The organism is Isobaculum melis (assembly GCF_900111355.1).
In the GTDB taxonomy this organism is placed as follows: domain Bacteria; phylum Bacillota; class Bacilli; order Lactobacillales; family Carnobacteriaceae; genus Isobaculum; species Isobaculum melis.
In genome coordinates this window covers 288,743-305,414 of sequence record NZ_FOHA01000001.1, presented here as the reverse complement: position 1 = coordinate 305,414, position 16,672 = coordinate 288,743, and the positions used below count along the sequence as shown (strand labels likewise).

Annotated in this window: 11 protein-coding genes and 1 pseudogene; 2 read left to right on the top strand and 10 right to left on the bottom strand. The window is 33.8% G+C overall.

The genetic code is table 11. The features are described 5' to 3' along the window. Window positions 1-22: 22 nt before the first annotated feature. Window positions 23-316: a hypothetical protein gene (locus BMW29_RS01500; protein ID WP_092649542.1), complete on the bottom strand. Its 294-nt coding sequence runs from the start codon at window positions 314-316 to the stop codon at window positions 23-25. Between the two features lie 309 nt (window positions 317-625). On the opposite strand from BMW29_RS01500, the gene BMW29_RS01495 reads away from it, so the two are divergent. After that, window positions 626-3,064: a tetratricopeptide repeat protein gene (locus BMW29_RS01495; protein WP_092649540.1), complete on the top strand. Its 2,439-nt coding sequence runs from the start codon at window positions 626-628 to the stop codon at window positions 3,062-3,064. 136 nt (window positions 3,065-3,200) lie between these two features. Here BMW29_RS01495 and BMW29_RS01490 read toward each other — a convergent pair whose 3' ends face one another. Genes BMW29_RS01490 through lepB form a run of 5 tightly spaced genes read right to left on the bottom strand, consistent with a single transcriptional unit; the run spans window position 3,201 to window position 9,159 of the window. After that, window positions 3,201-3,839: a Spy0128 family protein gene (locus tag BMW29_RS01490; protein ID WP_177165635.1), complete on the bottom strand. Its 639-nt coding sequence runs from the start codon at window positions 3,837-3,839 to the stop codon at window positions 3,201-3,203. Next, the gene (gene srtB / locus BMW29_RS01485; protein WP_092649536.1) at window positions 3,832-4,755 is read right to left on the bottom strand and encodes a class B sortase; all 924 of its coding nucleotides are present in this window, start codon (window positions 4,753-4,755) and stop codon (window positions 3,832-3,834) included. The genes BMW29_RS01490 and srtB overlap by 8 nt, the downstream gene beginning before the upstream one ends. 32 nt (window positions 4,756-4,787) lie before the next feature. After that, window positions 4,788-5,954, bottom strand: coding sequence for a DUF7601 domain-containing protein (locus BMW29_RS01480; RefSeq protein ID WP_092649534.1), 1,167 nt, complete (start codon window positions 5,952-5,954; stop codon window positions 4,788-4,790). A gap of 54 nt (window positions 5,955-6,008) precedes the next feature. Beyond that, window positions 6,009-8,651, bottom strand: coding sequence for a leucine-rich repeat domain-containing protein (locus tag BMW29_RS01475; RefSeq protein WP_177165634.1), 2,643 nt, complete (start codon window positions 8,649-8,651; stop codon window positions 6,009-6,011). A gap of 40 nt (window positions 8,652-8,691) precedes the next feature. Then, window positions 8,692-9,159: a signal peptidase I gene (gene lepB / locus BMW29_RS01470; RefSeq protein ID WP_245706204.1), complete on the bottom strand. Its 468-nt coding sequence runs from the start codon at window positions 9,157-9,159 to the stop codon at window positions 8,692-8,694. Between the two features lie 346 nt (window positions 9,160-9,505). Between lepB and BMW29_RS01465 the strand changes: the two genes are divergently transcribed. Next, entirely contained in the window at window positions 9,506-10,423 is a 918-nt protein-coding gene (locus BMW29_RS01465; protein WP_092649526.1) for a hypothetical protein, read from the top strand. 475 nt (window positions 10,424-10,898) lie between these two features. Here BMW29_RS01465 and BMW29_RS01460 read toward each other — a convergent pair. The 4 genes and pseudogenes from BMW29_RS01460 to BMW29_RS01440 form a co-directional block, all read right to left on the bottom strand. After that, window positions 10,899-11,399: pseudogene (locus BMW29_RS01460) on the bottom strand (AAA family ATPase); the annotation flags it as partial. 246 nt (window positions 11,400-11,645) lie between these two features. Next, window positions 11,646-12,071 (bottom strand): hypothetical protein, encoded by a 426-nt coding sequence (locus BMW29_RS01455; RefSeq protein WP_092649522.1) that lies wholly within the window; start codon window positions 12,069-12,071, stop codon window positions 11,646-11,648. 582 nt (window positions 12,072-12,653) lie between these two features. After that, complete coding sequence (locus tag BMW29_RS01445; RefSeq protein WP_092649517.1) at window positions 12,654-12,842, bottom strand: hypothetical protein; 189 nt, start codon at window positions 12,840-12,842, stop codon at window positions 12,654-12,656. A 116-nt stretch (window positions 12,843-12,958) separates the two neighbouring features. After that, window positions 12,959-16,372 carry an AAA domain-containing protein gene (locus BMW29_RS01440; protein WP_177165632.1) on the bottom strand — a complete coding sequence of 1,138 codons (3,414 nt, stop codon included), beginning with the start codon at window positions 16,370-16,372 and terminating at the stop codon, window positions 12,959-12,961. Between the last annotated feature and the right edge of the window lie 300 nt (window positions 16,373-16,672).

The window sequence follows — 16,672 nt, the reverse complement described above, 5'->3', positions numbered from 1 at the left end:
CACTCCTTTTCTTGTTGCATCTTTATTTTTTTGTCTCTTCTGTTTGATTGATTTCATAGATAAATCGGCGAATACTTCTTTCAGAATAGCCTGTTCTTTTGGCTAATTGATTGACACTTAACTCAAAACGGTGTTTTTTAATTAAGCTTTTAACAAATTCTGGCTTAAATATTTTTGAACTAAAATTGACGGATGTCCCTGCCAATTGATTATGTAATTCTGTAATCACTTCTATCGGAATTTCTGCAATTGTCACGATTTGCCGATAGCCACTTGTAAAATTTTCTGGGCTTAAATCCTCCTTATGTAGTTCCACTTTTTCCACTCCATTCTGCAATTGTCCTTTATGCTAAATTGTATAGTTGTTGATTAAGTCTTTCAAACAGCAATGACCAATCATTTTTCCTGGCAATTTACCATTATTTTTGCCATTTTTTTTTCGTTTAAAATCGAAAAGATAAAATATCGTTGAATCAGTTTAGAAGTCCTATTTCTTTTGTTATAATGAAGACATTATGAGGAAATATCTGATATACATAAGATAACCGATTTTAAATAAATTGTGGTGCCAACTAGTGAGCCAATCTGTGCCTACTTTAAATGGTCAATTTAGGAGGAGAAGTAAATGGAAGAAAAGGCCTTTATTTTTAGTACCATTCTGCAAGTTTTCCATAAGAATCGCAGCTTTTTATGGGAGAATGAAAAGGCTGTTGTAGAGGATTTATTGATGATTCTAGCACCTGAATATTGTCATGTTCATCGCACGATGTTTCTTAGAATTTATAAAAACCAGCGTGGCACAAGTGGCATTTATGCAAATGTAAAAGAACAAATAAAAAAAGAGGGTTATGCAGCCTATCTTCAAGCTAGCGCAGCGCAATTAGCTGAAAAGAATCAAGGGAATGCTTATTTTGATTTAGATGCAACCATTCAAGAACTTTTCGTTATATTAGAACAAGACGCAGCTGTTCCTTTGCGGATTAAGGATGGCTTAAAAGGCATGCGGAGAAGAAAAAGCAGTAGCCAACCTTATCTACTACTCGCTGAATTGTTATTTTATGGATTAGAGGTTAAAAATAATAAGCAGGCGACCTATCTTGACCTCTTCTCTTCCCAATATCAGGTAGCAAGTGAATTTGCTAGCTTCTTAACACCACCTCCTGCTAGACCTGTCCCTCATTTTCTAGGAAGGAATGAAGTGATTACAGCGATTTTTAATGATTGTATTTATGCCAATCAACCCATTGCTTTAAGTGGTATTCCAGGAATTGGGAAGACACAGCTAGCGAAAACGATTTGGGAAATGGTAAAGGAAGAGACGCTCTTTGCGCATATGGCTTGGGTAAACTTTGGAACGGATCTTCCTACTTCACTAGTGGATAGCTTTATTGATATTGATACAACAAAAAGTTATAACGAGAAGCTCCAATTATTGCGAAAATGTTTAAGAAGTACCAAAAATAATCTCTTTATTGTGATTGATAATTTTTTATTTGATGGAACAAATTTAGCCTTTCTACAAGAATTAGTTTCTTATGGCTGTTCTATTCTCCTCACAACAAAAGAACCTGTTGATTATGATTACTTTAAAGAAATCAAGCTAGAAAGTTTACCCGCAGATCAGGCCTACCAGCTTTTTACTTATCATTTTGTTGAGCCGATTGCAATCAAGCAAGAAAGAATCGTGCAGGATATTTTAAGTGAAATTGGCTATCATACCTTAATGATTGAGCTTTTGGCTAAAACCATTCGTTTAAATGCCCTGGATTTTCAAGAAGTATTAGGACAATTAAAGGCTGGAATGATTCAATTTGCGCCAAGAATACCGGTCAATGCAGCACATGAAAAACTGCTTTCAAAGGAAACACTAGCCATTCATATGAACACGCTCTTCTCTGTTGTGACGCCTGATTTCCCTGAAAAAGAAAAAGAGCTATTAGCTTATCTTTCAGTTTTTCCAAACCTCCCTTTTTCTTGGGAATTACTAGCAGAAATGTTTGAGACGGATGCGAGCGTTGTACAAGCTTTAATTGACAAAAGTTGGATCAAAGTAGAGCATATTCTGGAACCGGATCATTCCGCTAGAAAGTTATATACTTTATTAGAAACACCTGCTTTAACCATTCGTAACCAATTGGATTTAACCGTTGTGCTCAATCAGCTAGCTACTTTTTTCCAAAAGCTAACTTATTCAAGGGATGGTATCAGCTCATTTGAAGGCAGAGAAATTGTTCATTATTTAGAACGATTTGTGCTTTGCTTTACAAGCTATTTCAAGGATATTCGAACCGTTATTTTTCTAGAAAAATTAAGTTTTTATCTGAGTGAATTAACAGGAAATCATCCTTTAGCGGCTCAATATTTGGAGCAAGCCAGTGCGATTTATCAGGACTATTTTCAGCATGAGGAATTATTTATTGGTGGCTTAGAGCATCGTTTAGGCACACTTTATTATCGAATGGGAGCCGTTGAATTAGCTGAGCAGCACCTTAATAAGGCCTTAGAAACAAGACAGCTTGACCTCGCTAAAACTGTCCATAATTTAGGGGCTTTAAGTTTAGCGAAGGGGCATTTAAATGAAGCAGAACAGCATTATCAACAGGCTTTAAAAATCAAAATCGAGCTATTAGGGAATCATGTTTTAACGGCCAAGTCCTATCAAGATTTAGCCTTAATTTTCACTAAACAAGGAAAATTTGATAGCGCCAAAGAATATTATACGATTGCGATTGATATGTTAATGCACTTACCTAAAAAAGAAGCCTTTATTCTTGCGGTAGTGTATGGCAATTTAAGTGACCTTTATATAGAGGAAGGCGATTATGAAGCCAGTGAAGCCTTGTTATTAAAAGCTCTCTCTGAAAAAAAGGATGTTCTTGCTGAAAATCATCCTAGTATGGCCGTTGCTTATATGGATTTAGGAATTGTTTATCAAAAAATGAAGCAGCTGGAATTAGCCACTCAGTATTATCAAAAAGCTTACTTAACTCGAGTGGAATGTTTTGGGAAAGAGCATCCGGAAACGAAGCTTGCTTTTGATGCGCTTCATGCTCTTTTGAACTAAAATAACAAAAAATCCAGAATCAAAAGAAGATTCTTCTGATTCTGGATTCACTTCAATTCAGCTCATCAATCTCATTTGACAAAGAGGCAAAAAGAGGCTGGTTGTTTAGATAAATATCATCAATTATTTTTTTACGTTAGTTCTTTTTTGCATTTTTATTGTCTAATTTGTCTCTATAAATTAAGAATGAAAATAATAACCAAATACAGCCTATTCCAATAGTCGAAACCAAGAAACTATCCTCTTCTCCAGTCTGAGGCAATGTTCCTTTATCTTCTTGATAATCAACTATTTCAGGGTCAAAAAATGAATTTTCAAAAGTGAGTGAACCTACTTTCTGCCCTTGTTCATTTTTTACAAGTAAAATAGCTGATAACTGTTGATTTTGAGCATAGTCCACATAAACTTCAATTGTTAAATTTCGAGAATCATAGGAATATCCCGGGATTGTCCCATTAGGAAAAACTTGTTTCACTTGATAGCGATAGACTCCAGGCTGAGCAAAAGTTAATGGAATCGTATGTGTTTCTGATTCTTTTATTGTAAATTCATAAACTGATTGATTGGTTGGCATCGGTGATGCGTCATTTACTGCTTGTAACTGATAGGTAAACAAGCTATCCATCTCTCTTTTATTCGATTCAAATTGTTGTTGAATTGGAATACTAGTAGTTACCTCTGCAAAAGTATCTGCATACACCGTTTGTGAGTATGCTGAGCTAGCCAATAATCCGATGATGAGAATAAGTACTTTCACCAATTTCTTTTTATTCATTTTCACCATCCTTTTTTAACTTTCGTTTTTTATTTAAATAAAGGATAAACAAAGCAATCACAAGCAAACTAAATAAACAGACAATTATCGCATTTTCTTTCAGTTTCTCTAAAAACGTTCCTGATTGAAAAAATTCTTTTTTATCAACTTGCTGATTTGCTTCTTTGGGTTCTGGAAATACTTTGTCCGTAACACGTCCTACTAATATATGACGTCCATTTGTCGTATTTTCTGTACATGTACTTAACAGGACTAGATAATCCTCTATTGAAACATCGATCGCTCGATAATATTTTGATTGATTTTTTATGCTGTCTAAATACTTTTGTTTTGCCTGTGCTTGACTTACAGGTGTTGTATATATACTAGAATCAAATGCATCCACTTCCATAAATGCAAAAAATTCTATTCCATGGTCTTTATCTTGATAATAAAGGTTGCCATATTTATGCTGCTCAAAAAAATCCTGCTCAAAAAATCGTTCTAAATCACCAAACATCGCTGATTTTTCCATATGATGCCCAAAAATAATCGTATTAAAATCCGTAAAGTCAGGTGCATTTCGGTAATCTAAAAAAATACTTCCTGCCAAGCTATAATCTCCTTGAGCATTCATAGAGATATATTTTTGATTATCCTCTCCTTGAAGAAGAGGATAATCAATTTTTGTTCCATAGACACTTATCCAGCCCAGCACATCCGAGTTTTGATCTTTTAAGTCTTTAAAAGATAATTCACTTTCCTCGCTGGGCTTATAAACTTGATAGTTTGCTGCATCCCCTGCAGCATAAATTTGTTCAGAATCCCATATTGCATAGCAGCCATACGACAGTAATAATAGCAGAAAAAGAAAAACACAGAAATTAATGCTACTATCTAGTAGGCGAATGGACATTTTTTTATGCTTGTTCCCCATGGTCTCTTCACAGCCATTTCTTTTCTAATTTCTTAAGCTCTATGACGACGTTTATTGACGATATATGCTCCAAATCCAGTCATTGCTACTGCAATAAGAATCACATATGGTAAGTTATTTAATATAATCCCTGTTGGTGTTGTGGTTTCCCAATTGTTTGTATAATCTGTTCTGTTACTATTCTCTCCTAAAATTCCGCCTGCTATGACATTACTTTCAGCAGTTGTTGTCACACCATTTAGTTCTAGCGCATTTGATGGTGTATAATACCCAAAATCAGTTTCCACTACACGAAAGCTTAATCCGGCAGGGGCATTTAAAAGAAGAGCCTGTTCTCCACCTTTTAGAGTGAATGTCGCAGCAGTTCCTGGTGTGATTGTTATATCTCCTGTTGGTGTTGAAAGGATATACGTTTCACCAGAAACTAGCGGTGTATCTGCTAATAAAAATGAATACGTAAATTCATCTGCTGTATTTGATAAATCCCCAGTAATTGTTTTTGAAATAACCAATCCTGCCTCTGGATTATTTGGATCTGGCGGTGTAATACTTCCTGCTTGTTTTCGATAGATATTCGTGAAATTAAATCCATTTGCTGCTTCTACTTCATTACTTCCTCCACCAGGTAATGGCGTTGTTGGTGCTGGATCGACCTTCTTACCATCTTCATCTTCAACTGTACCGCCATCGACAATAGAATTGCCATCTGCATCACGACTAACATAAACATATAACGTATAACTTGCTGTGCTGTAGACTAGTTCTTCAGTTGCAGGATCTACAACATAGGTTCCTGTTTTTTCTGTAATCAGATACTTGTAAACGCCTGCTTCTGGGAAGGTGATTCCTTCCAATAAGTTTCCAGTTTGTTTGTAAGTTGTAGTTGTTCCATCAACTGTCGTGCCTAAATCTGTTGCAGGTGTAAAGGATACGACTTGATCCGTAATATCTGGTACTGTAACTGATGTATCTGGCGTTGTTGCGCCATGAGGGGTAAATGAATCTTCCACCACTTCGAATTCAAAATTAAATACATTAGGTGCTGTTACAACCGTTTTATCTGGTGTCACTAATGTCTTTGTTAATACTACGCTTGGTTCTGGTGTTGCTGGATCTGCTGCAAATACTGGTATCGACGATAACACTCCTAATCCTAGTACTACTGCAAATGTTAAAATTTTCCCTAACCTTTTATTCATTATATTCTCTCCTTAAATTTTTTTAGATTGATGTCTATTTGACACCATCATAGTCTATTTATTTTTATTGATTACATATCGGATTTGCTTTTGAAAAAGATAACTAGCTAGACACACAATGACAATCAAAATGATTAGCCATGACGCAAATCCATTTTGGCTAATTCCTGTTGATGGCGGAATAGCATCTGAATGATTCGTAAAAGTGAGTTGATTCCCTCCTATTGCCATATTCCCATCAATTTTAATGCCATTACTAAGCTCACCTCCAGTGATGATGCCACTGTTCGTTGAATCATCAATTGTCGTTAGATAACCAGTGACACCTTTTTGTTCTATTGAAAATTGAAGATCAATTGGAAGCGTTGGAAAAACCAATCGTTCCCCAGCCTTCAAATGAACATCTAATGAAGTTTGACCTAACGTTATCTCATACGTCTCAACAAACGAATCACCAATATACTTATCAACCTGATATTTAGCGCCCACAGATTGATCAGGTTTAGAAAATGTCATCGTATAATCAAACAGCTGATTAATATTCGGATATTTACTTGTATCCTTTGTTGTGATTTCCATCTGCTCTGTTTTTACATTTTCAAATACTAGTTTGTTCTCTTCTACACCAACGATTCCTGATACTAATAGTACCTTCCCTATCTCCCCAAATTTTCTTGTTTGCATTTGCCCATCTTCAGTTACTTCAACTGAGGGCTCATACCCATCAATTTTCCGTTGAATGACTTGATAGGATGTCCCCACTTCAACCATTTCTTCAAAAAGCTGTCCTTCTATTAAAGTGATATCTGTATAATGCACTTCACTGGTTGAACCATCTGGATAAGTAAAGAAAATATCATATACTGCTGAGTTGGTCGCTTCAGATGGCAAAAAGCGATTTTCAATCATCATTTTTGACTTGTACTTATTTATGAAGTCTAACCGATTTTCTGTTGCTGAGAGACGATTGCTAATCGTCTTGTTACTAGGAAGCGGTTGGTTCGTCAAGTTTTCTGTATCGTGAATAGAACTATATTGCGCACGATAATAAGTAGTGTCTATCTTTTCGACCACCGTATAGGTTGCTCCCAGAAGCCCCTTCAATGTGATTGACTCTCCACTTTTTAGTGAAAAAGTTCCAGTTGTGCTATCGCTTGGTAATGCCGTAAGGTTATTTTTTGATGGAAGAATGATGTTTCCATCCTCAGTCATCATTTTAATCGTATACTCAGTGACCTCACTAGCATTCGGATGATTTAAAATTGTATTTGTAATCGTGAAATCAATACTTTTTTGCTCTTCAACTGGCTGAATAACCATTCCACTAAATTCACCTGGAGCTGGGCTTGTAGTCTGCCAAGTATAAGAAACTTCTGTCTGTTCCTCTGGTAAATCCCATTGAATGAGTGGATTCTTGTACACACCATTATCTGAAATACCTAACGGATTAACCAAATCACCATTTCTCGTTTTGACAATATTGTTTAACTCAAAAGGAATAAGGCTAGAATAGGCTACTTTGGGCAACGTATAGGTTTGGTTCGTTGCCAAAAATAAAGTTAAGTTGGTCAAATGATTTAAAGGACTAATATCAACAACATGATTATCTTCCATTAATAAGGTGTTCAGCTTCACCATATTTCTAAGCGGTTCTACACTGGAAATTTGATTGTCTCGAATGTATAGATTCACTAGAGCTGTTGAATTCACTAAGGGCGTCAAGTCTTCCACATGCTGATACATCATACTGAAATTAGCTAAATGCGGTTTGTTCTCCATTCCAGAAATACTCGTTAACTCATTGCTCTCCATGAAAACATCTGTTAGTCCTGATAAATTTCCCAAGGGCTGTAAACTGGTAACCAGATTACTTTTCCCCCAAATTTTTTGTAAATTGATTAATTTAGACACTGGTTCTAGCGAGGTAATGGCATTACCTGTATCCCCTGTATTTTGAAAACTTAGGGATTTTAAGCTCAGGATATTTTCAATTCCTGTTAGATTTGTGAGCTGATTGTCTTCTACATAGAGTTCTTCAAGACTTGTTAAGCCAGCAGTAGCCAAAGGCGTTAAATCTGTAACATGATTATTTTTTAAATACAATTGCTTTAGCTTAGTTAAGCTTGCTCCTTTTAAAGGACTTAAATCCGTAATATTTAAAGAATTTTCAAACGATATTTTGGTCGCACCATTTAAGTACTGAATCCCCTCTATCGAAGAAACTTCAATAGAATCCGCAGACAAAATAGTGATTGTATTCAGTGTTGTTTGCCTAACTGTTCGCGTTGTATCGGTGCCATAACCTAGCGTTTGAGCAACAACCCTTGCCAAATTAGCATCTGGAAAGATAGCATCTATTCTCTTACTACCTGTAATCGTTGAATAGAGATTTAGCTCATCTGGGGTTGTTATAACTTCTGGTGATGCTTCCTCTTTTTTTACTTCTTCAGATTCTATCCTTTTTGTGGTTGAGTCTAACGTAGAAAAAAACTGATTCGAGTCTATCGCTTGCTCTGTATTGTCTTTTTCAATTGGATCATCCGTTGTCTTTGTATCATCCTCTACTAAATCATCTTCATTATTTCTTTTAAGTTCTTCCGTTGCCACTGTCTCAGTAACCGCTTGTGTCGGAATTTCCGTATGAACCAGTAGCGAGAATAGCAGCATACACACAACAACTATCCTTAGTTTTTTCATCGTTTTATCTCCTTCCTTCATCAATAGATTGCCTATCCGTCTAAAAATTTCTTCTACGTATTACAGTCATTATTTTTCCTAGCATCTCCTCTGTACTTACGGGACCATAAATCCGACTATCCTCTGCGTGCTCTCGACTATCTCCCAGTACAAAAAATTCATTTTTTTTCAAAATAATAGGGAATGTGATTCCTTCAACAAACTGTTCCGTATTCTCCATAATATAGCTCTTTTCTAAGCCATACTGCGGATGTCCATTAACTTTAAGACCATCCTTAGTGATATCTACTTCGTCTCCAGAGACAGCAACAATACGCATGACTTGTTTTTTCTTATTTTTTTCTAAGACAACAATATCTCCAGAGTGATAGTTATGATCAAGTCGATAAAATAAAAGAATATCGCCTTCTTTAACAGACGGGTTCATGCTGGCATTTCCCACACGATGAATACCAAAAACAAAGGTAAAAAGTAGCACAAATAAAAGAATGAGAGCTACTATCTTCACAAGTAAGTACACCAAATCATCCATTAGTGAAAGCTCTTTTTTTGTATTCAGGTTTTTTTTTTGAGGGAATTTTACCACATCATCTGTCTCCATTCTCTTTCTGAAAAAAATGATAAAATAGCTATCATGCTCAGCTTATTTTATTTCTCCTCCTTAAACTTAAAATAACGATCTCTCGCCTTTTGTTTTCCTCGAATAATAAAAAGAACCGTATAAAAGCAAAAAGTGACGTTTTTTATTTTTTCATCATTGCTTACAACTATCACTTAATGTAATATTAACATCAAGTTTATGAATAAATGTTTACTTCACGACAAACTGGCGTAAAGTAAAATGGAGGGCTAGTATGCAAACGCAAAAAACTATCGATGAATACAACTTATTTGGTACATATTTAGAAGAAATTAGACGTGGAAAGAAAATATCACTACGTGTATTTGATGAGCATGGTCTCTCTAGCAGAACCTTTCAACGTTTTGTTAAGGGAGAAAGTGATATTAGAATTACGGATCTTGCACTTCTTGTAGAAATCCTTTCCATCTCTCCTTTTGAGTGCACAGAAAAACTAATGGGACTCTCAACAACTGTTACACATAAAATAGAATGCCTATCCGTAATCTATCAAAAAGATTTTCAACGCAGCACACAATTAATTAAAGAATTTAAAGAATACATCCAACAGACACCCTTCACATTAGGCAAAGAGGAAGCCCTATACAAAATTCTGAGTTCTGATTTTTTACTTAACCCACGCTCAGAAGTAAGCGAGAACGAAATAACTGTTTTAGAACACCGTATTCTGAAAAGATTGCAAAATGCTACAGTGTACACACTTTATGACTTAGATTTTCTTTCTTATCAGCAGCTTAATGGAATCAATCAAGTTTCACCAAGATTATTTCTGAAAGTATTAAAAATGGTCAATACAACACCCTTGACTGATGTCCAAAGCAATCAAATTGTTGAACGCGCATTGATTAACATGCTCCTTAATTCTATTCGAACAAAAAAATATTCGAATGTTTTATTAACCGTTCAACTATTTGAAAGCTATGTCATTTCTGATCACAATTGGTACATGTTCATGTGGAAAAAAATTGCAGACTATATCAAAAAAGGGATGCAGCAAAAAGAGCTGACTCCCTCAAAATGGCATTCATTTAAGCAAGATATCCTTTCATCTCTTAGCATATTCGTGCCACTTACACAAATAAATCATATACAAAACCAACTTAACCTGATAGAAAGCTATTTAATCGATTAAACAGAACTGACTTAATGTCATAAGGCATCATTAAAAAAGCATAATAGGCTGTAAATTTCCGATATTTTATCGGTGAGTTACAGCTTGTTATGCTTTTTTAGATTCATTAAGACGAACTATTTCTATTTAGTTAGTGAACATTTTTTAATCTTTTTTCAAATAAAAAAAGATTGAATGATTATATACTGCTGGGCACATTTTGGCAGAGGCAATTAAGCTAATTTAGTTTTTTTGATTTTCAAGCCTGCTTTCTAATTTGTAAATAAGTTAGCACCATGACAAGCAATAATCAAAAAAATAAATACAAATGCGCCATGCAAAATACTGAATTATTTATACTATCAGCAACAGTACTATAGGCAATAATAGGTACTACATTTGGGAACATCCTTTCTAAATAAGGAATGATGATTAATGGAAAAAGCAATAATATCCCTACAGAGAACTTTATAACACTCACTTTTTATGATTTTACTCAATATTTAGCCCCCTCCTCTTTCTGCATTTTTGTACATTCAAAATAGGCCTTTTCAAAGGAACCATATTCGGAAATAACCGTATCCCTATCGGAATGTAAGACAATTTTTCCCTGAGATAAGGCAACTACTTTATCCACCGTTAACCCTAGTTCACCCATATAATGACTAGATATCAAAACCTGTTTTCCTTGGTCAACAAACCCTCTTAGAAAGCCTCTAACCCATTTTATTCCTTCTGGATCCAATCCATTAATGGGCTCATCTAAAACTAATATTTGCGGATCTGCCAAAATAGCTGTAGCCAGCCCTAATCTTTGCTTCATTCCCAAAGAATAGTTTTTAATTCTTTTATTTCCTACTCCAGTCAAACCAACTATCTCTAGACAATCTAAACATCTTCTCTTGTTAGCACCACAAGCTAATCCAATCCATCTGAGATGACCTAAACCTGTCCGTGAAGGATTTGGCTGGCAACTATCTAGAAAAGAGCCTACAATACTACAGCATTTATAGCTTCTTTTTTATTAGTACACAACCGACCTTTTAATGCTGATTTTTGATTATGATAGATTAAAACATCAGCCTATACCAAGAGTTTCACGTTTAAGTATACAGTTCCATCCATGTATTATTTATAAACTTCATCTTGACCATCAACATTAATCAACACCTCGCGCAAATGACTTCACGTTGTGCTCTACTGTCTCCTTCTGATAATATTTGACTAAGATCATTCTAGAATTTTAATGCGACTTTCGATTTTCAAAATTAAAATCAGGATAATCATGATAATACATTTCAAAGGCTACATCTATCCCTGTTCCATCTAGCAGACAAAAAAAGGCATATGATATATGGTCTACAATGTGTTCCAATTGTTTTCTTTCTTCATTATTAAAAACGTCATCATTGGAATATCCCCACATCTTTCCCAAATGAATAATTCCGAAAATGTCTGATACAACTTCTTTCTCTAACATATTTTCTTCTAAATAACTTGATAAAACAAAAATAATTTGCATTATTTCGTGAAAAGCTCTTTCTAAACTTTTATAATCTTTAAATGGTCTTAATAAACGAACAAAGCCCCTATCCCATAATGGATTTTCAATATTTTCATTTCTCGAAGAGTGAAATGATAAAAAGTATTTTGCTTCATCTATTGTCATAAAATAATATCTCCTTTTTTATCATCATAGCAACACAGTTTTTTTTCATAATACAAAGTAATATAAAATAATTTGAAAATGGGTACTATAAATATACATTGAATTATTATTAACCTTTTATAAAACCATTTACTACTATTTTCTGTATTTTAATAGATGCTCTAATGTGCATTTTCATCTCTGAACGGATGCATATAATTAAGATTATCCAAAATATTTGCTAACTGACTTGCGATTTGTTCTTTTCTTTGCGCATTCTTATGATATTCTTCAATCAAAGAATCTATATACTGCTCTCCAGCACCTAAAGATTACATCGTCATAAAAGCTTTTCCTTACTTTGAGATATTTACTTTTCTGTAGTTTCCAGCCCAAATATATCATTCTGAAAATAATTCACGATGAATTTTACAAACCTCTTTCATTGAATGAACCATAATTGGCGAAGGAAAGTGGTCAATCGTCTTAATTTTACTAACTGATATTCCTTTTCTATCAGCTCATTAACATTTTCTATATTCAACTTTTTTTAGAATAGAAGAATCAAGATCAACATATTAATACGTGTTATATACAGGAAATTTATTCATGGAGTTGCTCTTTATTTTTTCTGTCAATATATTGTTTCATCTCTTCTACATCGTCTTTTTTAGGTTTCCAGCCTTCAATCATATTAGTACTCAAAGCATACCAGACGCCTTTAAAATCTTTTTGAGAATCAAATTGCACACCCATAATTGTTAAATTTGATTTATCTTTATTTAATGACATAGCACATACATCCTTTGATTAGTAGTTAATTTCTTTTATACTAGATTTTGAGTGAATTTTCAGTAGATACGCCCTTGATTGCAAAACTAATTATATATTCATTTAATAATCAAACTTCAATCTATAGTAGATTTCAGAGAACTTTTATTAATCACTCTTTCTTCTAATAACCCAAGTCTATTCTCAATCATTTCACCAATATCCTCACCATAAAAAGCAATAGAAGTATCCCAATTATAATACGGATAATCTTCTTCTCTACTAGCAGAAAACCAATTGAATGAGCCATCCACTAAAGCAAGCTTATCAATAATAATCATTTTACTATGCACACGATTCAAATCAATTAACCGAGCACCTGTTTCCTCCAATAACTTTCTACCTGCCGTGTAACTTGATTTTCTACTTTGATTAATTGCTGGAGTAGTGTAGATAAAAATCTCTTTTCCTGCATTAACTTTTTGTTTCATCAAATTTAGTAACTTTTGACAGTAATTGTCTAAAGTATAATAAGAGATGTAAGGTGAAACGATATGGATAATTTCTTCTGTTCTATTTAATAACTGCACTAAATACTTATCATGAGCAGGAACACCTTCTATTCTTTGAATGTTCCCTTCTGATATTCTAGTGTATTTTTCTAACCCATGAATCGCATTATTTTCTGAAGAAAAAATAATTTTTGCTAATTGAGTGGAAGGTAGATTCCCTTCTAAATTAAAGATATTTGTATCTCCAAAAATTAAAAAGCTATCTTTCGCACGAGACACAGCAACATTCAACATATGAACACTACGATCAAAAAAGTAAGTACCTTTATAAGCAATATCATAAACTGTTGAAAAAATCACCACAGATTTTTCAGCACCTTGTAAAGCATGGACTGTTCCAACAACAATCTCATCTTCTTTAAAACCCAATTTTTTTAGTTCACTGCTTATTATATTTTTCTGTGCTTTAAAAGGTGTAACAACTGCTACAACATCCCCAATTGTATGCTTATGATACATTTTCAATAAGTTGTCTTTCTCGTCTTTAATCCAACTGGCAATTGCTTTTGCCTCGATTATGTTCGCCATGCTATTATCTTTTCGTATCATTTTTCCACCAATGTGCCCATAACCCATTGGTGGCAATTTCCCGTCATAATAGGCTTCTTTTTCTTCACGTTTTGGTTCTAATTTCCCATCATAAGCTAGAGTGTTACAGTAAGCAATAATTTCAGGTAAGCATCTCCGATGTTCACTTAGAAATAAGCCGCCATTTAAGTGTGCATATTTATGAAACTTGCTTCTTCTTTGGGCAACTTCCATCAAATTACCACAAGATGTAGATAATCCACTATTTATGAATTGAGACATTCCTTCTTGACTAGCAGTAAGCAAGTTAAGGATATTCCCCTTATCTACCTCTTTCGTCATATTCCAAATAGGTTCAATTTGCTTCGTATCACCAACAGCTAAATATTTCTTTGCTAAAGAAAGACTAGCCGTACTTATTTCCGGACTGACTTGCCCTGATTCATCTGTAATGAATAAATCAATAAAATTAAACATTGGTTTGTTGTCATAAGAAAAAAATACTGGTACTTGATAAAGTGTACCAACAATACAAGGGGTTAACATAGCGCTTCTTACCCATCTTTGTTGATATTCATTCATATTTTGGATAGAATTAGACAATTTTCCCTTTTCTTTTAACTTTCCGATAGATATAAGCCATTCTGCTTCCCAATAATGCGTTGTGAATACAAACAACAAATACCGAATTGTTTTATCTAATTGTTCATTAAATTCAATGTCATCCATAGCTGTTGCTATATGATATTCTCCTAACAATTTTTGATAGTGTTGTTTTTCTATTTTTAAATCTTCATAGCCTTTTTTCAACTGATTTCTTTTAGTTAGTGAAGCATCTATTATTTGTCTTTCTTTTTCTAATAAGTTTTCTAACTCCTCGATTGATTCAAGTTCATTTAACTGGCAGAATTTCTGTTTTCTTTCTTTTTCACGTTTTTGTTTCAAGTATGGAATGATATCTAAAATACTACCTGATTTAGAATTAAATACTTCCCATTCAGTGCAAATCGCTTTTAATGTATCAATATTTTGATGACTCCTACTTATTAATTGCTCTTCCTTCTGTAACTGATTATTTATTTCTTCTAATGACTTGTTATATGTTCCTTTTTTGGGGTTGCATGCAACAAGTTTTTGCAAATCATTAGCTAACCTTACTAACCAAGAATGCATTTCTTCTTTTACTTGTTGAACAGTACACCCTTTTTTATTAAAGGTATCTTCAAAACATGACAAAAAATGAGCTTTTGCATTTTCAAAAAATTCTATTGATTCAATTCTATCTAAGTATTCAGTATTCTCACTACTAATTTTGGCATGCATTGAAGCTAGTGATTCCTCAGAATATTTCTTTTTATTGACAATATATAATCCATAACTGTCTAATGTAGGGATCCATCGCTCTTCAAACAAGCAAAAATTTTCTTTCAATGGATGAAACTCTGGAAAATTTGGGAGTTGATTTAAGTCAAAGCTCGTTCCTTGGCTTCCATCCATTTGAAAACTTTCAATGACATTGGTTACAGCTTGATTATTAGTTGAGGAAACAACACAGATTGGTGGTTGTTTCCCCTCAATAGCCGCTTTAATCCAATTTGTGGCAATAATACTTTGTAGTAACGTAGTCTTTCCTGTTCCAGGAGGGCCAGTCACACCTATCATTTCCCCTGTATTTAATGTATTCATATGGCGAACGACTTCTCGTTGACTAATTGAGAGACCAAATGTTGGCTTCATTTGACCAAAATGAAATTTATCCATTTCTATTTGTTTATCTTCTGCCAACAGATTAGGCTCTGTTGCATTATCCATCTCACTTAAAAAATTTTCTAATAGTGGTAAATCACCATTATACTTAGCTATTGAATCATAGAGCTTTACAATTCTTTGAGCTGCTCCACCATTCGAGGTTCCTTTAAATACTAAAGTATGATTATCTACTTTTTTAAACCATGAAATCTTTTTTAACTCAGTTATTTTTTGATTGGTTACATATTCAAATAGTTCGCTTGTCAATTGAACATATTCATCCCAAGCTAATTCACGAAATGAATGACTTTCTATAAACTGAAGATAGTCATCATTTTCCCCAATCACATCTAGTTTTGAATTTTCAACTGGTGCAAGTAATGTTCTGGGAATCCAAGGAACTCCGTATGCAACATGCTTCAACTCACCATTCTTTGAAAGACATGCTGGTACAATTAAAGGATATAGCCTTTTCTCAGTTCTACCGGATCCAGATTGCATTTGAATTGGAAAAAGAAACACCTCGATTTCTTCTTCATCCTCTTCAAACAAACGATTCATTATCTTGGTATCCAGTCCTTTGACTTCTCCATTTAGATAGTCTTGAAAAGAAATTTGAAGTGATTTATTTTTTGTTGGTTTTACCTCTGATAAAGAAGCTTGTTCTAAACTTGTTGTATAATACTCAATAATTTTTTTCATTTTTATTTTCATCCTATCAATATGTAGTAAATATCTTGTTGAATCATCTCCAATTAAATCATATAACAGATTGAGAGATAATAATATAGGAAATGACGATTTATTCTTAGATTTTTGGGAATAGAATTTTTTTAATGAATGATATTCTTTTATGTACTAAACTCTAACGCTAAGATATAATCAATACACTGACATTTTAGCAAAGTAAAATACAAACAAACAATGTTATTCACAAATACTCGAAATGAATTATACTTAGATATATCATATAATGTTAGTAAAAACTAAATCTCAGCAGGA